The sequence below is a fragment of the Acetobacter sp. DmW_043 genome, assembly GCF_002153485.1.
GTDB lineage: Bacteria > Pseudomonadota > Alphaproteobacteria > Acetobacterales > Acetobacteraceae > Acetobacter > Acetobacter thailandicus.
Genome location: NZ_JOMN01000022.1, coordinates 1 through 16,988 on the forward strand (window position 1 = coordinate 1; position 16,988 = coordinate 16,988).

Genomic DNA, 16,988 nt, shown 5'->3' on the forward strand with positions numbered 1-16,988 from the left:
CGTGAAAGGGCGGTGTCCTAGGCCTCTAGACGAACGGGACTGGAGGCGTGAGTGCTCATCTATAGGTGTTTTTTTTTGTGGTCAAGGTCTTATTTAAAAAAAGTGTTTTTTTGTCAGACCTGCAATGTTTTTGAATAAGAGAGAGAGACAGATGACAAAATTCATTAGCCCTTCATCTGCGGGAATTTTGTGTAAAGGCTTTGCTTTTTTATTGTTTGGTGGTGTTTTTGCTGCCGGTGATGTGCTGGCTCAGCCTGCCAGTGCGGCCTCTGCCCCTGTGGCGGCCAGGCCTTATCGCCAGTGTAACCTGACCGCCGGGCAACAGTCATTTTGTGGCGGGCTTTATTCCGGCACAGCCATCATCCGCTCTCAGGGAGCATACAGGAAATGTGACCTGAGCGTGGGGCAGGTGTCATTTTGTGGCGGGCCTTATACAGGCAGGGCCGTTATTCGTGAGCAGGGTATTTATCGTGAGTGTGACCTGAGCGTGGGGCAAAGGCTGTTTTGTCGTGCACCTTATACAGGTTACACGGTTACAGCCTCTGCGCCCTGAAGGTGCTTTAAAGAATATGCCGCCCAAACAGGCTGGCGGTCAGGTCGGTCAGCAGGTGCGCTGTTTTGCCTCTGACATCCAGAAAAGGGTTAAGCTCTGCCAGGTCGAGCGAGGTAACCAGCCCGCTGTCATGCAGAATTTCCATAATCAGATGGGCTTCGCGAAAAGTGATGCCACCGGGCACTACGGTGCCACCGCCTGGTGCGATTTCGGGGTCAAGAAAGTCAACATCCAGGCTGACATGTAACCGTCCGCCGGCATGTTCCACCCGTTCAAGAAAATGGGTCAGTGGCCTGATCACACCGCTCTCATCCAGGGTGCGCATGTCAAAAACAGTGACACCAATATCACGTGCGTGGCGTTTCTCTTCCGGGTCAACGGAGCGGATGCCCATCATGTACATATTATGGGGGTCAACCGGTGCAGCAAGGGGAGGGAGCCCCTCAAACCCTGTCTGTCCGGTAAAATAGGCAACAGGTGTACCGTGCAGATTACCGCTGGTGGTGGTGTGCAGTGTGTGCAGGTCTGTATGCGCATCAAGCCAGAGCACAAACTGAGGCTGATTAAGCTCAGCAGCATGTTGCGCTATGCCTGCCACAGTGCCGGCAGACATGGAGTGGTCACCGCCCATAAAAACAGGCACATCGCATGTGCGGGCCATCTGCAGGGCATGGCGGGTCAGGCTGCTGGTCCAGGCAACCATGTCGGGCAGATGATGCACAGCCGGGTTGGTGTGGTTAACGTTCTGGTACTGGTCGGGCTGGGCATCTCCCAGGTCAGTGACATCCCAGCCAAGCTGGCGCAGTGTGTCAGGCAGTCCGGCTGTGCGCAGGGCGGCAGGGCCCATAATACAGCCCTTACGGGAGGCACCGGTTTGCACGGGCACACCCAGAATATGGCATGTTTTCATAACTATTTTATCCCTTCGCACTATAGGGGTGAGGGGGGAGGCCGGGCTCCTTTGCGTGTCAGTGCACGCGCGTGGCTCTCTTGTTACTCTGGATTGTTTTACACGGGCAAGAGTTCGCGCTTCTGTATGTCTGAACTTTCAGGGGGGATGGGTATTTTTGTGTATAACCTTATGATTCTTAATTAAAAAACAAATAATTCTTTAAAAAAATTATGATTTGACTAAATATAAATAAACTTATTCATATTTTTTATTGTGAGAGCGGTAAGGCATATGACCTCAGAAACTGTGTCATCTTCTGACGATTATGAAAAAACCATTGAGAATTATGATAATTTTTATCATAAACTACGTCAGCGTTATGATGGGCTAAGCCCGCGCCTGCGTCAGTTTGCTGATTTTGTTGTCAGCCACCCGGAAGAATTTGCCATGGGTACGGCTAAAGTCCTGTCTGAAACAGCGGGCGTGCAGCCTTCGACAATTGTAAGATTTGCACATGCTCTGGGCTTTGAAAGTTTTTCTGAGTTACATTCTGTTTTTAAAAAGTATTTTTTCCAGCGCAGCCTGCAGCATGAAGCCTGGGCAGCAGCGCTCAGGCGCTCAGATGGTCAGCCCGCGCGTGCTGGTAACCTGCTTGACGGGTTTTGCCGGGCGGCAGGTTTGTCACTCGATGCCGTGTGCAGGGAAACCCGGCCTGAACGGCTCGAGGCGGCAGCTGATATCCTGGCATCGGCCAGAGTGATTTATATTCTGGGGCTTAAAGAAAGCATGCCTGTGGCACGCCTGGTTGCATATTATTTTTCCGTCAGAGGGATAGCACATTGTCTGATCGGCCTTGAAAGCGGAATGGAGTATGATGCTATACGCCGTGCAGGCCCGGAAGATGCGGCTGTCGTGCTCTCTTTCTCGCCATACTTTGAGCAGACGACGGAGCTGAGCCAGCGGCTTGAAAGCTATGGGGTGAGCATGGTTGCGTTTACTGACAGGGCTGCCAGCCCCGTTATCCCTAAAACCGGTTTATGGTTCGAGTGCCGTGAAGCAGACCACCGGGGGTTTCGTTTTCATGCTTCCGCATTTTTACTGGGTGCAGTGTTAGCCTGTGCCGTGTCAGAGCGGCGGCGCCCCACGCCCGTCAGGCAGGAGGCACCATGACGGCCTGCCCCCGGTACAGGGGGCAGGAGCGTGCTTGCAGCTTAATTTTTTACAGTCAGCCCGCGTGAAACCAGCATTGGCCCGATGTCAGGGTCTTTGCCGTAGAAGGCTTTAAACATGGGCTCATAATCCTGTGTATGACCGCGTGAGAGGATCATATCACGGAAGCGCTGCCCGTTTTCACGTGTCAGGCCACCATGTTTTACAAACCAGTCATAGCTGTCATCACACAGCATCTGCGTCCACAGATAGGCATAATACCCGGCTGAGTACCCGTTGCTCCAGATATGCAGGAAGTAGCTTGAACGATAACGCGGCGGGATATCCGTCGTGTTAAGGCCCATTTTGCTCAGAGCATTTTTCTCAAACACATCAACGTCCTGCCTGGGGGCGGAGGCATTCAGGCTGTGCCAGTCCAGGTCAAGTTCAGCAGCAGAGACGATTTCGCCCATTCTGTAACCGGCATCGAAAGAAGAGGATTCTTTCAGGCGTTTTACCAGGTCAGCAGGCATAGGCGCGCCGGTTTTATAATTAACGGCATAATGTGCCAGCACGGTTGGCTCCAGCGACCAGTGCTCATTGAACTGCGACGGGAACTCAACAAAGTCACGGGCTACCGCTGTGCCTGAAAGAATAGGGTAGGTCTGTGCCGCAAACAGCCCATGCAGTGCATGGCCAAATTCGTGGAACATGGTGACAACATCATCATAAGAGATGAGGGCTGGCTGACCTTTTTCAGGTTTTGCAAAATTGCCGACGTTATAAATAACTGGTTTTGTGCCCAGCAGTTTTGACTGGCCAACAAAATTCGACATCCATGCGCCACCGTTTTTGTTGTCACGCTGGAAGTAGTCGAAATACATCAGCCCCAGTGGTGAGTTGTCTTTGTCAAACACTTCAAAGACCATCACATCAGGGTTATAAACCGGAATGTCGGTGCGGCGTTTAAAGGTGATGCCATAGAGCTTGTTAGCGGCAAAGAACACACCATCAGTCAGCACGCGGTTCAGCTCAAAATAAGGCTTCAGCTGGCTCTCATCGAGGTGGAATTTCTCTTTACGCAGCCTGTCTGCATAATAAGACCAGTCCCATGGCTGGAGAGCAAAGCTGTCTTTGCCCTCTTTTTTGTTCTGCTGGTCAATAAAAGCCTGAAGGTCGGTGACTTCCTGTTTCTGTTTGGCAGCCAGTGCAGGCAGCATTTTGCCAATGAACTGATGGATCTGAGCTGGTGTGCTGGCCATCTGATCAGAAAGGATGTAGCTGGCATAGTCAGAATAACCAAACAGAGCCGCTTTCCGGGCGCGCAGCTGCGCAATGGTGGCAATAGTGTCGCGGGTGTCGTTTGCACCACCCTGCTCAGCGCGGGTCCATGAATGTTCAAACAATGCCTGACGTGTGGCGCGGTCATCCATAGAAGAGAAAATCGGCTGCTGTGTAGTGTTTTGCAGCGCGATAAGCCATTTACCATTCAGGTTGCGGCCGGCTGCTGCTGTTGCGGCCTGGTTCAGCGCGGCGTCATCAAGGCCAGCCAGAGCGGCTTTATCGGGCACAATAAGAGCTGCGGCTTTTGTGGCAGCCAGCAGTTTTTGCTGAAACTGTGTTTCGAGTTTTGAAAGCTGTGTGTTGAGTGCGCGCAGCTTTGCTTTTTCTTCATCAGTCAGTTTTGCACCTGAATGAATAAAAGCCTGGTAGTAAATGTTAATGACCTGTTTTTGTTCGGTATTCAGCCCCAGAGCATCCTGGCGGGCATGCAGAAACTGTACACGGGCAAACAAAGCGGGGTTCATATAAATGGCATCAGCGTGCGCTGAGAGCAGCGGTGCAATCGCTTCCTGCACTTTGTCCAGAGCCGGGTTGGTGTTCGCACTGTAAACACCATTGAAGGTTTCCTGCACACGGTCGAGCAGGCGGCCTGAGCGCTCGAGTGCAACAATGGTGTTGTCAAACGTTGCTGACTCAGGGTTCGTGGCAATTTTGTTAATTTCTGCGGCCTGCTCACTCATGCCCTGCATAAAAGCGGGCTGGTAGTCACTGTCTTTGATCTGGTCAAAGCGTGGAGCGTGATAAGGCAGAGTGCTTTCTGTCGCAAACGGATTGGTTGCGGGCAGTGCGTCAGCCAGCGCATGGGTGCTGCTGCCGGCAAGGCAGGTGGCTGTTGTCAGAGCATAAAGCCATGAGCGATTCTTAAGCATTATAACGTCCCGGCAGTATCTGTGCTTCAGCCAGAAGGCGAAAGCACATCAGGGTTGCAATGCATTCTGAGTTATGGGGCAGCGTGCGGGGTGTCAAGTAAAGTGCGGAGCCCCGAAAGGGGGAAGATTGGTAAAAAAAGCACAGTTGCTTGATTTTCTAAGGTTTTTTATGTGGCGGGGTGTGGCATATTTTTGTTGCCAATAAGCAACAATGAGCCCTTATATTTACAATAATGTCATTAAATTAATTTACCGTAATAAATAAAGTCAGCATGCTGATACCCGACCGGAATCGCTCTGTGCCGTGGATGCAGGATTCGTGCTGAAATGAATAAAACTAATGTAAAACGAATAAATTTATCCCGTTATTCTTTAATACTGTTGTCTGCTTTGCCTGCTCTGATGCCGTGGTGCTGGTCTGATATGGCCGAAGCTCAGAGCGAAGAGCGCCCGGCGTCAGAGGTCCGGAGTCCGAAGAAGGCGGTGCAGCATAAAAAAGTCTATGCCAGTAAGGGGCATACGCAGCCACAGGGAGCTGCTCAGTCTGCCGCGGCTGCGGTTTCGTCCGGGGCGGAGGTTCCGTTTTCTGTCGTCAGGAAAGTGCAGCAGGATACTGTTCTTTCCGGCAGGAAGGAGACCGTCACGGTCACAGGTTCGCGCCTGCAAAAGGGGCGCCTGACCGACAATATGGCGTCAATGACACTTGGCGAAGATCAGATCAGGCATCGGGGCTACACCAATATTGGTATGGCCCTGATGACTGAAAACCCGAATTACAGCACACCGGCTAACAGCCCTGTGGGGGCAGCAGGAGGTGCTTTCGGTGCCGGGCAGACTTATGGTGATTTGCTGGGGCTGGGAGCTCAGCGCACACTGACGCTGGTGAATGGCCGGCGTTTTGTATCATCCTCTACGGCTTCGCAGTTTAGTGCGGTACAGGGCTCCCCGGTTGACCTGGCAAACATCCCCACTTTGCTGATTAAAAAAGTTGATGTGGTCGTGGGTTCCGGCGGGCCGGTTTATGGGTCTGACGCTATTGCGGGTGTGCAGAACTTTATTCTGGATGATGATTATAAAGGCGTGAATCTGACCGGGCAGACCGGCTTTAGCCAGAAGGGTGATGGTATAGATTATCGTCTGGCGGGTAAGGCCGGTACTCATTTTGACCATGAGCGCGGCACAGTTGTGTTTGATGTTGAGTATAATCAGACCTTTGGCATGACAAATGCTGACAGGGCACGATGGGCCGGTACAAGCGATAAAAAACTGCAATATACGCGTAATCAGGCGGGTAACGGTTATGATCTGAGCCGCGGCAGCCGCGAGTATCTGCCGTTTACGCAAACCGGTGTGCCTGGCATGCTGGGTAATTATGGCGATTATCCTAACTATCAGGGAGTTGCGACGGGAAGCTCGATTACCAGCCCGGCCGGGCAGCCTCTTATTTTTAGTCAGGATGGCAGGTCGCTTGTGCCGCTCAGGCCCGGTACCCCGACGGGGGATGGATTTACGGCTGTCGGTAAAAAGGGGGAGATGAATGGTTTCCCGATAGGTAACTATGGAAATCTCTTAAATGACCAGCAGCGTCTGAACCTGACAACGCTCGGGCATTATGATTTTACCAGGCATCTGCGTTTTACTTATGAGGCCTGGTACGTCCACTCTTCAGTCGCGAATACGGCTTCGCAGCCTTATTACAACACTCAGATGTTCGATGATGTGTTTGACGGCCCCGGCCAGCCTAATGGCGCGATGGAGCTCAGCACGGATAATCCGTTTCTGACCTCTGAGGTGAGAGAGATCCTCAGACAAAACCTGGCAAATGCTGGCTTGCCGACGGATAAATTCTACCTCTCCCGTGCCAGCACAGATTATTATAAAGGCAAATATACAACGACGACTGACCTGTTCCGGTTTGTGGGTGGCCTGCAGGGTGACTTTAATGCAGGTCACAGGCACTTTGACTGGAAGGGGAGTTTTGAATATGGCCAGTATCGTTCGCGCACAAAGCAGACAGAACTTCTTTTACAGAACTATCTTAATGCCCTGAACGCGCAGGTTGATGGCGCGGGTAATATTGTCTGTGCACCAGATTATACTAATGCAGCTTATCCGGCCTTTAGTCAGACCTGTGGCCCCTTAATCCGTTTGGTTATGACCAGGCCTCCGGCGCAGCACGTGATTATATTCAGACCAGTGCGACGGCACGGTCTGTGAACCAGCAATGGGACCTGAATGCTGATGTGCGCAGCACAGTAATGAAGCTGCCAGCCGGTGACTGGACTTATGACTTTGGTTACGAACATCGCTTTGAGGAGACCAGCTTTAATCCTGGCGGATATTACCGCGGGCAGGAGATGGCAGACGGTACATACCAGTCATATGGGGCTAGAGTGGCAATGCAGAATGTGCAGGGCTCTTACCATACCAACGAGGTCTTTGCTGAAACACTCATCCCGCTTGTGTCGCCTCTTATGCATGTAAGGGGGGTTTATTCTCTTACGGCAACCGGTTCGGCCCGTTATGTCAATAACAGCATGACTGGTGGTTTCTGTGCCTATTCAGGCGGCGGCAGCTATGCGCCTGTGCGTGACATTGTGTTCCATGGAAACTATACGACTTCGTTTCGTGCCCCTTCAGTCTCTGAGTTGTTTCAGCCAATGGGAACAATTTATAGCAAAGGGACAGACCCGTGCGATGTCACCGCCATTAATTCGGGGCCTAACCCTGTGCAACGGCGTCTGAACTGCACGAAAGCCGGTGTGCCTAAGGATTTTCAGTCAAATTTTAATAAATTTTCTGTCAGAGGGCAGTCTGGCGGAAACAAAAATCTTAAAAGTGAAGAAGCTTCACAGTTTACTGTTGGTACATCTGTTCAGCCGCGCTGGGTCAGAGGGTTAAGTATTGGAGTTGATGTGTATGATGTGCGTGTAAAAAAGCAGATTGAATCACTCAGCCTGGAACAGATACTGGCAGCATGCTATGATTCTGCTTCTTATCCTGATAATAAATATTGCAATAGTTTTAGCAGAAACTCTGATTTTCAGATTAAAAATGGTTTTACTGCGGGTAACTACAATATTGGCACGCAGCATACACGTGCTATGCAGGTGCATGCCACGTATTACCTGCCTTTATCAAAACTTGGTCTGTCAGAAAATGCCGGTGCAGTGCAGACGACTGTGAATTATGCGCACAATATACGTCATACAGGTCAGATTTTAACCACACGCTATCAGTATCTGGGTGATTCATCTGATTTGCGGGATAATTTTACAGCCAGCTTTAACTATATGCGCGGGCCACTCTTCGCTCAGTGGCAGATGCAGTATTATGGTAAAGCCAAATATAAGCTCCAGGTGCCTGGAGGGCTCTACCCGCATAATACTATGAAACAGTATTTCACGTTTAATTTCACAACGGGATATACCTTCGCCAGGCATTACAATGTTAATTTTGTCATGAATAACGTGTTTAACGCCCGCCCTCAATATCCTTACCAGGGGGACACCAGTCGCTACTGGAATGCGATTCTGGGGCGCAACTTTCAGGTGCAGGCCGGGGTTGAGTTCTGATCTGATATCGAAATGACTTATCGTAAGAATGTGCATTTCAGCCAGTTTCTGGCTGTGATCGGGGTGTAACTGTGGCGTAAATGCAGCAGTGTTGCGAAGAAAAAAAGACATGTGCTGATTCTGCATCGACAACTGAGGCGATAATTTCATAATCGAAACCGTCTAACGAAGTTCATGAAGTTGTCATAATTTCCTGTTGCAGAGGTCTTTCTTCCATATGATTCAGATACCCCACCGAAAGTCACAGGTGCGGCGGTCGTTCAGACTGTTGTATGTCTTGCCGGTTTTCTCAGCCGGCTTTTCCCTCTCAGCCTCGTTCGCTTATGCACAAACAACTGGTGGAGCCGATACAACTGCGGCCGTTCATCATGTGAAGAAAAAAGCAACGCGTGCACGTAACGCCAGCACTGCTAAGGCATCATCTGCTCATCAGACCGCAGCGACCTCTGCCGGTCAGTCTAAGCAGGTTGCTACCAGCAAATCAGCAGTACGCGTCAGCAATGCGAAAACGCTTGATCAGGCAACTGTTGCCGGTAGTACCGAAGCTGTAACTGTGACAGGTTCGTTCCTTAAGCAGGCGCGTCAGTTCAGCGCAAACCCTGTGCAGACCATTACTGCTAAAGAAATTCAGCAGACCGGTGTGACAAACGTTGGTGACTTCCTTCAGCGTATGCCATCAGTTGGTTCAGGCGGCACTGGCAACGCAGATACCAATGGTGGTGCAGGTATGTCCTGTACTGACATCCGTAACCTTGGTGGTAACCGTGTGCTGGTTCTGGTTGATGGCAAGCGTGTCACACAGAGCTCAACAGGCGTTGGTCAGTGCGTTGACATGAACTCCATCCCGGTGATGGCGATCAGCTCAATCGAAATTCTTAAAGATGGTGGTTCAGAGCTTTATGGTGCTGACGCAGTCTCCGGCGTTATCAACATTAAAATGAAGCATGACGTCAATACCGGTGGTGTGACCATGCGTGGCAGCCTCACGCAATATGGTGATAACCGTCAGTTTATGGCATCAGCTTATAAAGGCTGGAACTTCGACCATAACCGCGGCAACGTGACTATTTTTGGTCAGTTCAGCCATCAGGACGGTGTGAAGCAGTGGAACCGCAAATGGGCACGTAACCCACAGGTTTCTAACACTTCCAGCGGTTCGCAGAGTTATGGTTCGGTTATCTCTACCAGCGGTACGTTTTTTAATGATGCAGGAAGCCCGGTTTTTAACGGTAATTCTGCCGGTGGTCTGACACCTTACAGCAGCTCCAGCCGTTATAACTATGCGCAGGACCAGTCACTCCTCAACGAGCTTGATAACTCAAGCCTGATGGGTGATGCACATTATGACTTTAACAAGCACTTCACGCTTTATTCTAACGTGATGTACAGTCATAAAACATCCTCAACGACAATGGCGCCTATGCCTGCTACAGGCAGCAACCCGCCTTCTACTCTGCCAAGCTCTATTATTATTCCGAGCAATTACCCTGGTAACACCAGCGGTGAAGAGCTGCAGATGTACCGTCGTATGGATGAATTTGGCAAACGTAAAGCCGATACGTCAGTTGACGCACTGACCGCTATGGTTGGCGCAAAAGGCGATATTATCGCTGGCTGGAAATACGATGCCTCCTTCACCTATGGTTCAACCATGGGCACAATGACGACATCAGGTGTGGGTAACTACGCAAAACTGCTTCAGGTCTGGGGTCTGTCTCCTGCAACACCAGGTGATTCCGGCAGTTCGCTGGTTTATAACCCGAATGCCTGTGCCGGTGCCGCCGGCTGCTCGTTCTCGAGCGCGCTGGGCCCTCTCTCTCAGGAGGCTACAGCTTACGCCAACTATAAAGAGCACGATCACTATCACTATCAGCTGCGTGACACCAACGTACGTATTCACAACGACAACGTTGTGAAAATGCCGTATGCTCACGGTGGCAGCCTGGGTATTGCTCTTGGTATGGAACACCGTAGTGAGCAGCTGAGCTATAACCCTGACCCGCTTATTCAGCAGGGTGGTACGCTGAGCAACACAATGGCTGCAACAGGTGGTGGCTTTAATGCCTCTGAAGCTTACCTTGAAGGTAACCTGACCCTGCTGCACAATGCGATGTTTGCTAAAAACCTGTCTATTGATGGTCAGGGTCGTTATTCAGGCTATAATACTTTTGGTAATACCTATAACTGGAAAGTTGGTATTAACTGGGCGCCAACCCGTGATATCGCCTTCCGTGGTACACTGGGTACGTCTTTCCGTCAGCCAAACGTGTTTGAGCTCTATGGCGGTCAGTATATGAGCTATAACGGCGCGAATGATCCATGTGATTCATCGCAGATCACAACTTATGGTGCATTACAGCCAACCGTTATGGCAAACTGCATGAAGCATGGCATTAACCCTAAAAACTTTACAGAAGCAGGGGCAGGTCAGGTTGCAACCCTTATGGGCGGTAACACCAAGCTGCAGCCTGAAGTTGGCCGTACCTATACTTTTGGTGCAACCATGACACCACGCTGGGTTCCTGGCCTGATGACCAGCGTATCCTTCTGGCATTATCGTGTATCAAACATGATTACCTCACTGCCAACACAGTATATTCTTGATAGCTGCTACACGGGTACAGGCACATCAAACTGTGCAGCGATTAACCGTCTGAGCAACGGACAGATCAACTCTGTTTCAGCTTACAATATCAATGGCGGTGCTATGACCACCAGTGGTATTGACTGGGATCTGACATACCGCATCCGTCTGACCTGGGAAGACTCGCTGATTATTTCGAATAACTTCCAGAAACTGGTGAGCTACAAGCAGCAGCTGGTTCCGGGTGGCCCGAAATATGACTATAAAGGCACGATCACCTATCAGGCCGGGGGCACATCTAACCCGACCGTACGTGACTATGCTTCTTTTACATGGCGTCATAACGACTTCAGCGTAACCTATATGCTGCAGTATATGAGCGGCATGCACTGGAACGACGGTTCAAACCGTATTTACAAATCACAGGGTTATGGTCGTGTTAAAACACCAAACATGGTTCTTCAGGACCTGACCTTTAACTATAACTACAAGAAATGGGCATTCCAGTTCGAAGTTCAGAACCTTGCGAACAAACAGCCTCCGTTCCTTGTTAACTCTTCTGATAACAGTAACGACTCAACATATGGTGGTTACTATGCAGGTCGTACCTTCCTGCTGCAGGCTGGCACAACCTTCTGATAAGATCTTCCTGATCTGAAACAGGCAGGGCCGCTGTTGAGACATCAACAGCGGCCCTTTTTGTATGAAAATAACCGGTTTTAATTCAGGTTTATAAAATCTGGCGCAGCTGAATAGTGCGGTCATCATCTGTTTTAAGGGTGAGGGTGCTGCCACTGGCCTGCCAGCTTGTCGCAGCCCGCAGCAGCCCGTTAAATATGTCAGCCCGCTGCATAATTGCGCCAGAGCAGGCCATGAGTGTATTCATGCCGCTTTGCTGGTGAATGATCCTGCCTTCTGGTCTGACAGTCATCCCCCCTGAGTAACGGTTGCACCCGTCAGAGCCAGAGACATCACCTGTGGCGTTGATGTTGAGGGTCGGGGTTTGCTGCACATCCGGGGCCATATCAGTTGTTGCATCTGTAAGGCTTGGCCGGTCGTTGCCTGCCGTAACAGGAGTGCCGTTTAATGCCGTAACAACCCAGCTTGTGCCGTTAATAATCGCTGCTCTGGCAGGGTCGCCACCGCAGCCATGATAAGTGCCCTGCGGTGTTTTTACGGTCACTGTCTCGCTGTAGGTCTGACCTGTTGTACTGTTTGTGCAGGTCTGAGGGGTCACATCAACTTTCATTTTTTTAGTGAGATAGGTTCTGTGCGCTGCATCGCTCTCATCCTCCGTCAGTGTTTTAATCTGTGTCGGTGCACCCTGCCGGTTAAAGGTGAGTGTGTTGCCAGAGAGCGTCAGGTGCCAGTCGGGCGAGGAGCCTGCTGCCTGATAAACGTCATCTGAATTTTGTACGGACTGCGGCACTGCGGGAGAAGATTTATGAAATAAAGAGCATCCCCCTGTCAGGAGAGGCAGGCTCAGACTTAGTCCTCCCATAAGCATATGCCTGTAAGAGGTCGTGAAAACAGTTTTTGTTTTTCTGATCATGGTATTCGCTGTTTTGTTTCAGAATATGTTTTTTCAGAATAGTAGAGCGGAGAAGATAATGCCAGTTTGCATTACTTTTCCGGTTATTTAACCTCTCTGATGAGGCTGAAATTTATAAAGGGCAGGCGATAATACAGGCCTGCCCATAGTGATACTGTTTCAAATAGTTCCGCGCTAACACCAGCCCGGGCATGATAATGGCGTAACCTGTCAGTTACAGGTCGTCTTTGCTGCATAAAGCAATGTCAGAAGCCAGTTCATCAACACGGGCAGGGTCGGCATCCCACGCGAACATAAAGCGCGCGCCGCCACCAATGAAGGTATAAAAACGCCAGCCTCTGGCGCGGAGTTTTTCAAATAATATGTCTGACCCACGTATGAAGACACCATTGGCCTGCACCGGAAAAAGCAGATCAATACCGGGAAGAGCCTTTATCGCATCAGCCAGCTTTTGTGCGCAGGCATTGCCATGTGCCCCGTTGCGCAGCCAGGCGCCACTTTCGAGCATATGCACCCAGGGTGCTGACAGAAAACGCATTTTAGAGGCAAGCTGTCCGGCCTGTTTACAGCGATAGTCAAAGCCGTCTGCCAGGGCGGGGTCAAAGAAGACAACAGCCTCACCCACCATCATACCGTTTTTTGTGCCGCCAAAGCACAGCACATCCACACCGGCTTTCCAGGTTATGTCGGCCGGGCTGCACCCGAGAGAGGCACAGGCATTGGCAAAGCGTGAGCCGTCCATATGCAGGCGCAGGCCAAGCGCACGGCAGGTTTGTGAAATGGCGCGTATTTCGTCGGGTGTATAAATCTCGCCGGTTTCTGTGGGTTGCGTGATAGTGACAGCCCGTGGGCGGGGGTAGTGAATGTCAGAACGGCAGGTGGCCAGAGAGCGGATATCCTCAGGGGTGAGCTTTGCGCTGTCAGTGCGTGCGACCAGCAGCTTTGCCCCGCCGGAGAAGAATTCAGGTGCGCCACATTCGTCAGTTTCGACATGCGCGCATGAGGCACAGATCACGCTGTTGTAGGACTGGCATAAAGAAGCCAGAGCCAGCGAGTTTGCTGCCGTGCCGTTAAAAACGAAAAAGACCTCGCATTGTGTATCAAACAGCGTGCGAAAGGCCTGTGCGGCGCGTGCTGTCCATTCATCCTCACCATAAGCGACGAGAGAACCACTATTGGCCTGTTGCATAGCCTCCCATGCTTCAGGGCAGGCCCCGGCATAGTTATCACTGGCAAATTGCTGGGCCATAACGTGTGCTCCTTAATGTGATGGCGGTCATGGCCCTGTTTAGCACAGCAAACAGGTAGCAGGCAGAGGCAAAACAGTGCTTTACTCGTTTTGCCCGGGCAGAGCAGCCTGTCTGCCCCATATAGAAGACGGAGCACAGTGTACATGCCGGTTACTCCCGCAGATGCCCTGATTATTGTTGATGTTCAGAACGATTTTCTGCGTGGCGGGGCGCTGGTCGTGCCAGGGGCTGAGCGTATTCTGCCCGTTATTAACCAGCTTACTGACATGCCTTTTCAGACTATTGTCACCACACAGGACTGGCACCCCGCAGACCACTGCTCTTTTCACAGCAGCGGGGGGCCATGGCCGCGCCACTGTGTGCAGGGCACATACGGGGCTGAGCTGTCTTCAGTGCTGCATACGCGCAGGGTGTCAGCCTTTTTCAGAAAAGGAACAATGCGGGACACGGACAGTTATTCAGCCTTCTCTGATGCCGGAGGCTATCACCCCACAGGGCTGAACGGCTTTTTGCATGAGCGTGGGGTAAAGCGGGTTTTTGTGTGCGGGCTGGCTTATGATGTCTGCGTGGCTGATACCGCCTGTGACGCCGCATTACTTGAGTTTGAGACCAGGGTTATTACCGATGCCTGCGCCAGCATTCAGCCTGAAACCGCCCGCCAGGCGACCAGCCGCCTGCACCAGCGTATGATAGGTCTGGTAACTGCGCGTGATCTGAATATGAGAGCGTAAAAGCTGGCAGGTCAGTGCAACCGAGCCATACACTGTGTTCAGGGCGGGGCATACCCCGCATAGACGGGCGGGCTTATCCTGGTTAGAGTCTGCGTCAACCTGAACTTCACAAGGAGGCTCTCCAGATGATCTCACAGGACAAAATCTCCATTCCGGGGCTTGGTAAATCTGTCTCACGCGTTGCGCTTGGCACGTGGGCGATCGGCGGCTGGATGTGGGGCGGACCCGATGATGATAACGCGATACGCACCATTCACAGCGCGCTTGATGAGGGCATTGACCTGATCGACACCGCGCCGGTTTATGGCTTTGGGCACTCTGAAGAAGTGATTGGCCGTGCGCTTGAGGGCCGGCGTGACAAGGTGGTTATTGCCACCAAAGTGGGCCTGAACTGGAAAGATGAAAAACCTTTTCGTGACAGCAGCCCGGCGCGCATCCGCCAGGAGGTGGAAGACTCCCTGCGCCGCCTGAAAACTGATTATCTCGACATTTATCAGGTGCACTGGCCTGATGATAAAACCCCCGTTGCTGAGACGGCCAGCGTGCTGGCTGAACTGGTGAAGGAGGGGAAGGTGCGCACACTGGGCGTATCGAACTATTCGGTCGCACAAATTGAAACTTTCAGGCAGCATGCGCCACTTTCTGTTTTGCAGCCGCCCTATAACCTGTTTGAGCGTGATATTGAAAAAGATATTCTGCCTTACATGGTCGGGCACAAGCTGGTGGGCCTGGGTTACGGCCCGCTGTGTCGTGGGCTGCTGGCCGGTAAAATGACGGCTGAGACGACTTTCCCTGCGACTGACCTGCGTAGTGGTGACCCTAAATTCCAGGCACCGCGCTTTAAGCAGTATCTTGCAGCGGTTGAGCAGCTGCGCGCCCTGGCAGATAAACATGGTAAGTCTGTTATGGTGCTGGCTATTCGCTGGGTGCTTGACCAGGGGCCGCTCATTGCCCTGTGGGGGGCAAGAAAGCCTGCTCAGATCGAAGGGGTGGCCGATGTGTTTGGCTGGCACCTGAGTGAGGCAGACCGTGCGGAGATTGATCGTATTCTTAAAACAACAATCACTGACCCGGTCGGGCCTGAATTTATGGCGCCACCTAACCGCTGATTACAGCATATGTCACAGTCTCTGCCCGCAGGGGCTGTGACATAGTGTGCTGGCAATGTCATCAGTATAAAATGTGATGACCTGAAATTTTACTTTATAAATGGATTTCGACTTTACTTAGAGAGGATCCAAAAAAATCATTTTTCTCGATAATAATACTTTTCTTTTCTTCTGGTATATAAAATAGATTCGTATTTAAATGAATAACAATTTTTTTTATGCGGCCTGAGAGGGAGAGTAATTTACTGAAGTAGGGGCTGGAAGGAAGAGTCAGATCTATAGAAATTTCAGAGTGTTCTATCCCGCCTGATACTTTGAACAGACTGCCGGTACTATTACATGTTAATTTTGATTTTATTTTATTGGTTAAATTAATTGCGCCATCTTTAAACGCATATACCGGATCTAAAAAACATGACTTCCCGCTTAATTCTATTGATTCATTAAGTGATTCATCAAGATTTCTATCAAATATATTTATTAATTCTATTTCTTTTATTTCAATTAAAATACAATTTTCATATCTAAAATAATTAAATTCCATATTAGATTCTTTTGAATATGATTTTGTTATAAAATTACTTCCATTATAAATGTATTTAAATAATTCACTTGTCATTTTTCTATCCTTTCTTGATTAATTTATCCATATTTATTTATGTTATTTTTAATATAATCAAGTAAAATATAATATGTAATTATAATGAATGTTTTTTTGAAGCGTAATGCAGCAGAGATACTGTGCCATGCGGGTTATATCTGTCATGCCTCTGTTACACTAAAAAAACTCTTATCCACAATCAGTTGAGGTGCTAGGGTGACCTCCCGGCCCTGCAGGGCAGTGGTGGATTAAGGTACCATGATTTTTGACTTTGAAAGTGACTTTGCAGGTTCTTTACGCTGCATTCCGATGATTGCCCGCCAGAAACTCGATATTGTAGCGATTAAAATGAGCCTTCGTCAGTGGAGCAGGCTTTCGCGTGAGGAGCGCGGTCAGCTGACCGAACAGCCCTGCACAACCCCGCAGCAGGTTGAGGCTTATCGTACGCTGGTGCTGCACCTTATTGCCACCAGAACTGATGAACCCGCTAAACTGCTTGCGGCACAAAACCTTGCAGACTGGCAGCAGACCGTTCACGTGCCTGATGCCGTGCTGGCACAGGCCCACGCTGATAACGTGCCGCCGCCTGCGCTGAGTGTGTGGCAGAGCCTTACGCCGCTGCAGCGCTTTGCCCTGATTAAACTTGCACGATCACAGCATGAAAATGAGAATTTCGTACCCGCCATGAAAGAGTTCGGCATTCTCGCATAATTATCTGACTGCATCACTGACCGGTGGCATGTGTTACCGGCCTTTTTTGTCGTTTTCCAGCCACGCTG

Annotated in this window: 13 protein-coding genes; 8 read left to right on the plus strand and 5 right to left on the minus strand. The window is 50.6% G+C overall.

Annotation, left to right across the window (positions count from 1 at the left end):
• The first annotated feature begins 151 nt into the window (after window positions 1-151).
• Window positions 152-553 (plus strand): hypothetical protein, encoded by a 402-nt coding sequence (locus HK11_RS07460; RefSeq protein WP_086554731.1) that lies wholly within the window; start codon window positions 152-154, stop codon window positions 551-553.
• Window positions 554-560: 7 nt separating this feature from the next.
• Here the strand turns inward: HK11_RS07460 and rocF are convergent, their stop codons facing one another.
• Window positions 561-1,463 (minus strand): arginase, encoded by a 903-nt coding sequence (gene rocF / locus HK11_RS07465; RefSeq protein ID WP_086554732.1) that lies wholly within the window; start codon window positions 1,461-1,463, stop codon window positions 561-563.
• Window positions 1,464-1,736: 273 nt separating this feature from the next.
• Between rocF and HK11_RS07470 the strand changes: the two genes are divergently transcribed.
• Complete coding sequence (locus tag HK11_RS07470) at window positions 1,737-2,615, plus strand: MurR/RpiR family transcriptional regulator (RefSeq protein WP_086554733.1); 879 nt, start codon at window positions 1,737-1,739, stop codon at window positions 2,613-2,615.
• A 41-nt stretch (window positions 2,616-2,656) separates the two neighbouring features.
• On the opposite strand, the gene HK11_RS07475 is transcribed toward HK11_RS07470, so the two are convergent.
• Window positions 2,657-4,807, minus strand: a complete 2,151-nt coding sequence (locus tag HK11_RS07475; protein WP_086554734.1) for a M3 family metallopeptidase — start codon at window positions 4,805-4,807, stop codon at window positions 2,657-2,659.
• A 327-nt stretch (window positions 4,808-5,134) separates the two neighbouring features.
• Here HK11_RS07475 and HK11_RS07480 point away from each other — a divergent pair, with 327 nt between their 5' ends.
• From HK11_RS07480 to HK11_RS07490, 3 genes are all read left to right on the plus strand, one after another.
• A complete protein-coding gene (locus tag HK11_RS07480) occupies window positions 5,135-7,024 on the plus strand; it encodes a TonB-dependent receptor plug domain-containing protein (RefSeq protein ID WP_086554735.1) in 1,890 nt (629 codons plus the stop codon).
• Window positions 7,021-8,382: a TonB-dependent receptor gene (locus HK11_RS07485; RefSeq protein ID WP_158092796.1), complete on the plus strand. Its 1,362-nt coding sequence runs from the start codon at window positions 7,021-7,023 to the stop codon at window positions 8,380-8,382. Before HK11_RS07480 ends, HK11_RS07485 begins: the two co-directional genes overlap by 4 nt.
• Window positions 8,383-8,599: 217 nt before the next feature.
• A complete protein-coding gene (locus tag HK11_RS07490; protein ID WP_086554737.1) occupies window positions 8,600-11,605 on the plus strand; it encodes a TonB-dependent receptor domain-containing protein in 3,006 nt (1,001 codons plus the stop codon).
• A gap of 91 nt (window positions 11,606-11,696) precedes the next feature.
• Here HK11_RS07490 and HK11_RS07495 read toward each other — a convergent pair whose 3' ends face one another.
• Window positions 11,697-12,518 carry an META domain-containing protein gene (locus HK11_RS07495; protein ID WP_086554738.1) on the minus strand — a complete coding sequence of 274 codons (822 nt, stop codon included), beginning with the start codon at window positions 12,516-12,518 and terminating at the stop codon, window positions 11,697-11,699.
• Window positions 12,519-12,732: 214 nt separating this feature from the next.
• On the minus strand, window positions 12,733-13,767 hold the full coding sequence (locus tag HK11_RS07500; protein ID WP_086554739.1) for a low specificity L-threonine aldolase: 1,035 nt from the start codon (window positions 13,765-13,767) through the stop codon (window positions 12,733-12,735).
• Between the two features lie 144 nt (window positions 13,768-13,911).
• On the opposite strand from HK11_RS07500, the gene HK11_RS07505 reads away from it, so the two are divergent.
• Both HK11_RS07505 and HK11_RS07510 read left to right on the plus strand, forming a co-directional pair.
• Window positions 13,912-14,499, plus strand: a complete 588-nt coding sequence (locus tag HK11_RS07505; RefSeq protein WP_086554740.1) for an isochorismatase family protein — start codon at window positions 13,912-13,914, stop codon at window positions 14,497-14,499.
• A 125-nt stretch (window positions 14,500-14,624) separates the two neighbouring features.
• Window positions 14,625-15,608, plus strand: a complete 984-nt coding sequence (locus HK11_RS07510; RefSeq protein ID WP_086554741.1) for an aldo/keto reductase — start codon at window positions 14,625-14,627, stop codon at window positions 15,606-15,608.
• A 94-nt stretch (window positions 15,609-15,702) separates the two neighbouring features.
• Here the strand turns inward: HK11_RS07510 and HK11_RS07515 are convergent, their stop codons facing one another.
• Window positions 15,703-16,227 (minus strand): hypothetical protein, encoded by a 525-nt coding sequence (locus HK11_RS07515; RefSeq protein ID WP_086554742.1) that lies wholly within the window; start codon window positions 16,225-16,227, stop codon window positions 15,703-15,705.
• A 240-nt stretch (window positions 16,228-16,467) separates the two neighbouring features.
• Between HK11_RS07515 and HK11_RS07520 the strand changes: the two genes are divergently transcribed.
• A complete protein-coding gene (locus HK11_RS07520; protein WP_086554743.1) occupies window positions 16,468-16,920 on the plus strand; it encodes a nitrate reductase associated protein in 453 nt (150 codons plus the stop codon).
• Window positions 16,921-16,988 lie beyond the last annotated feature (68 nt).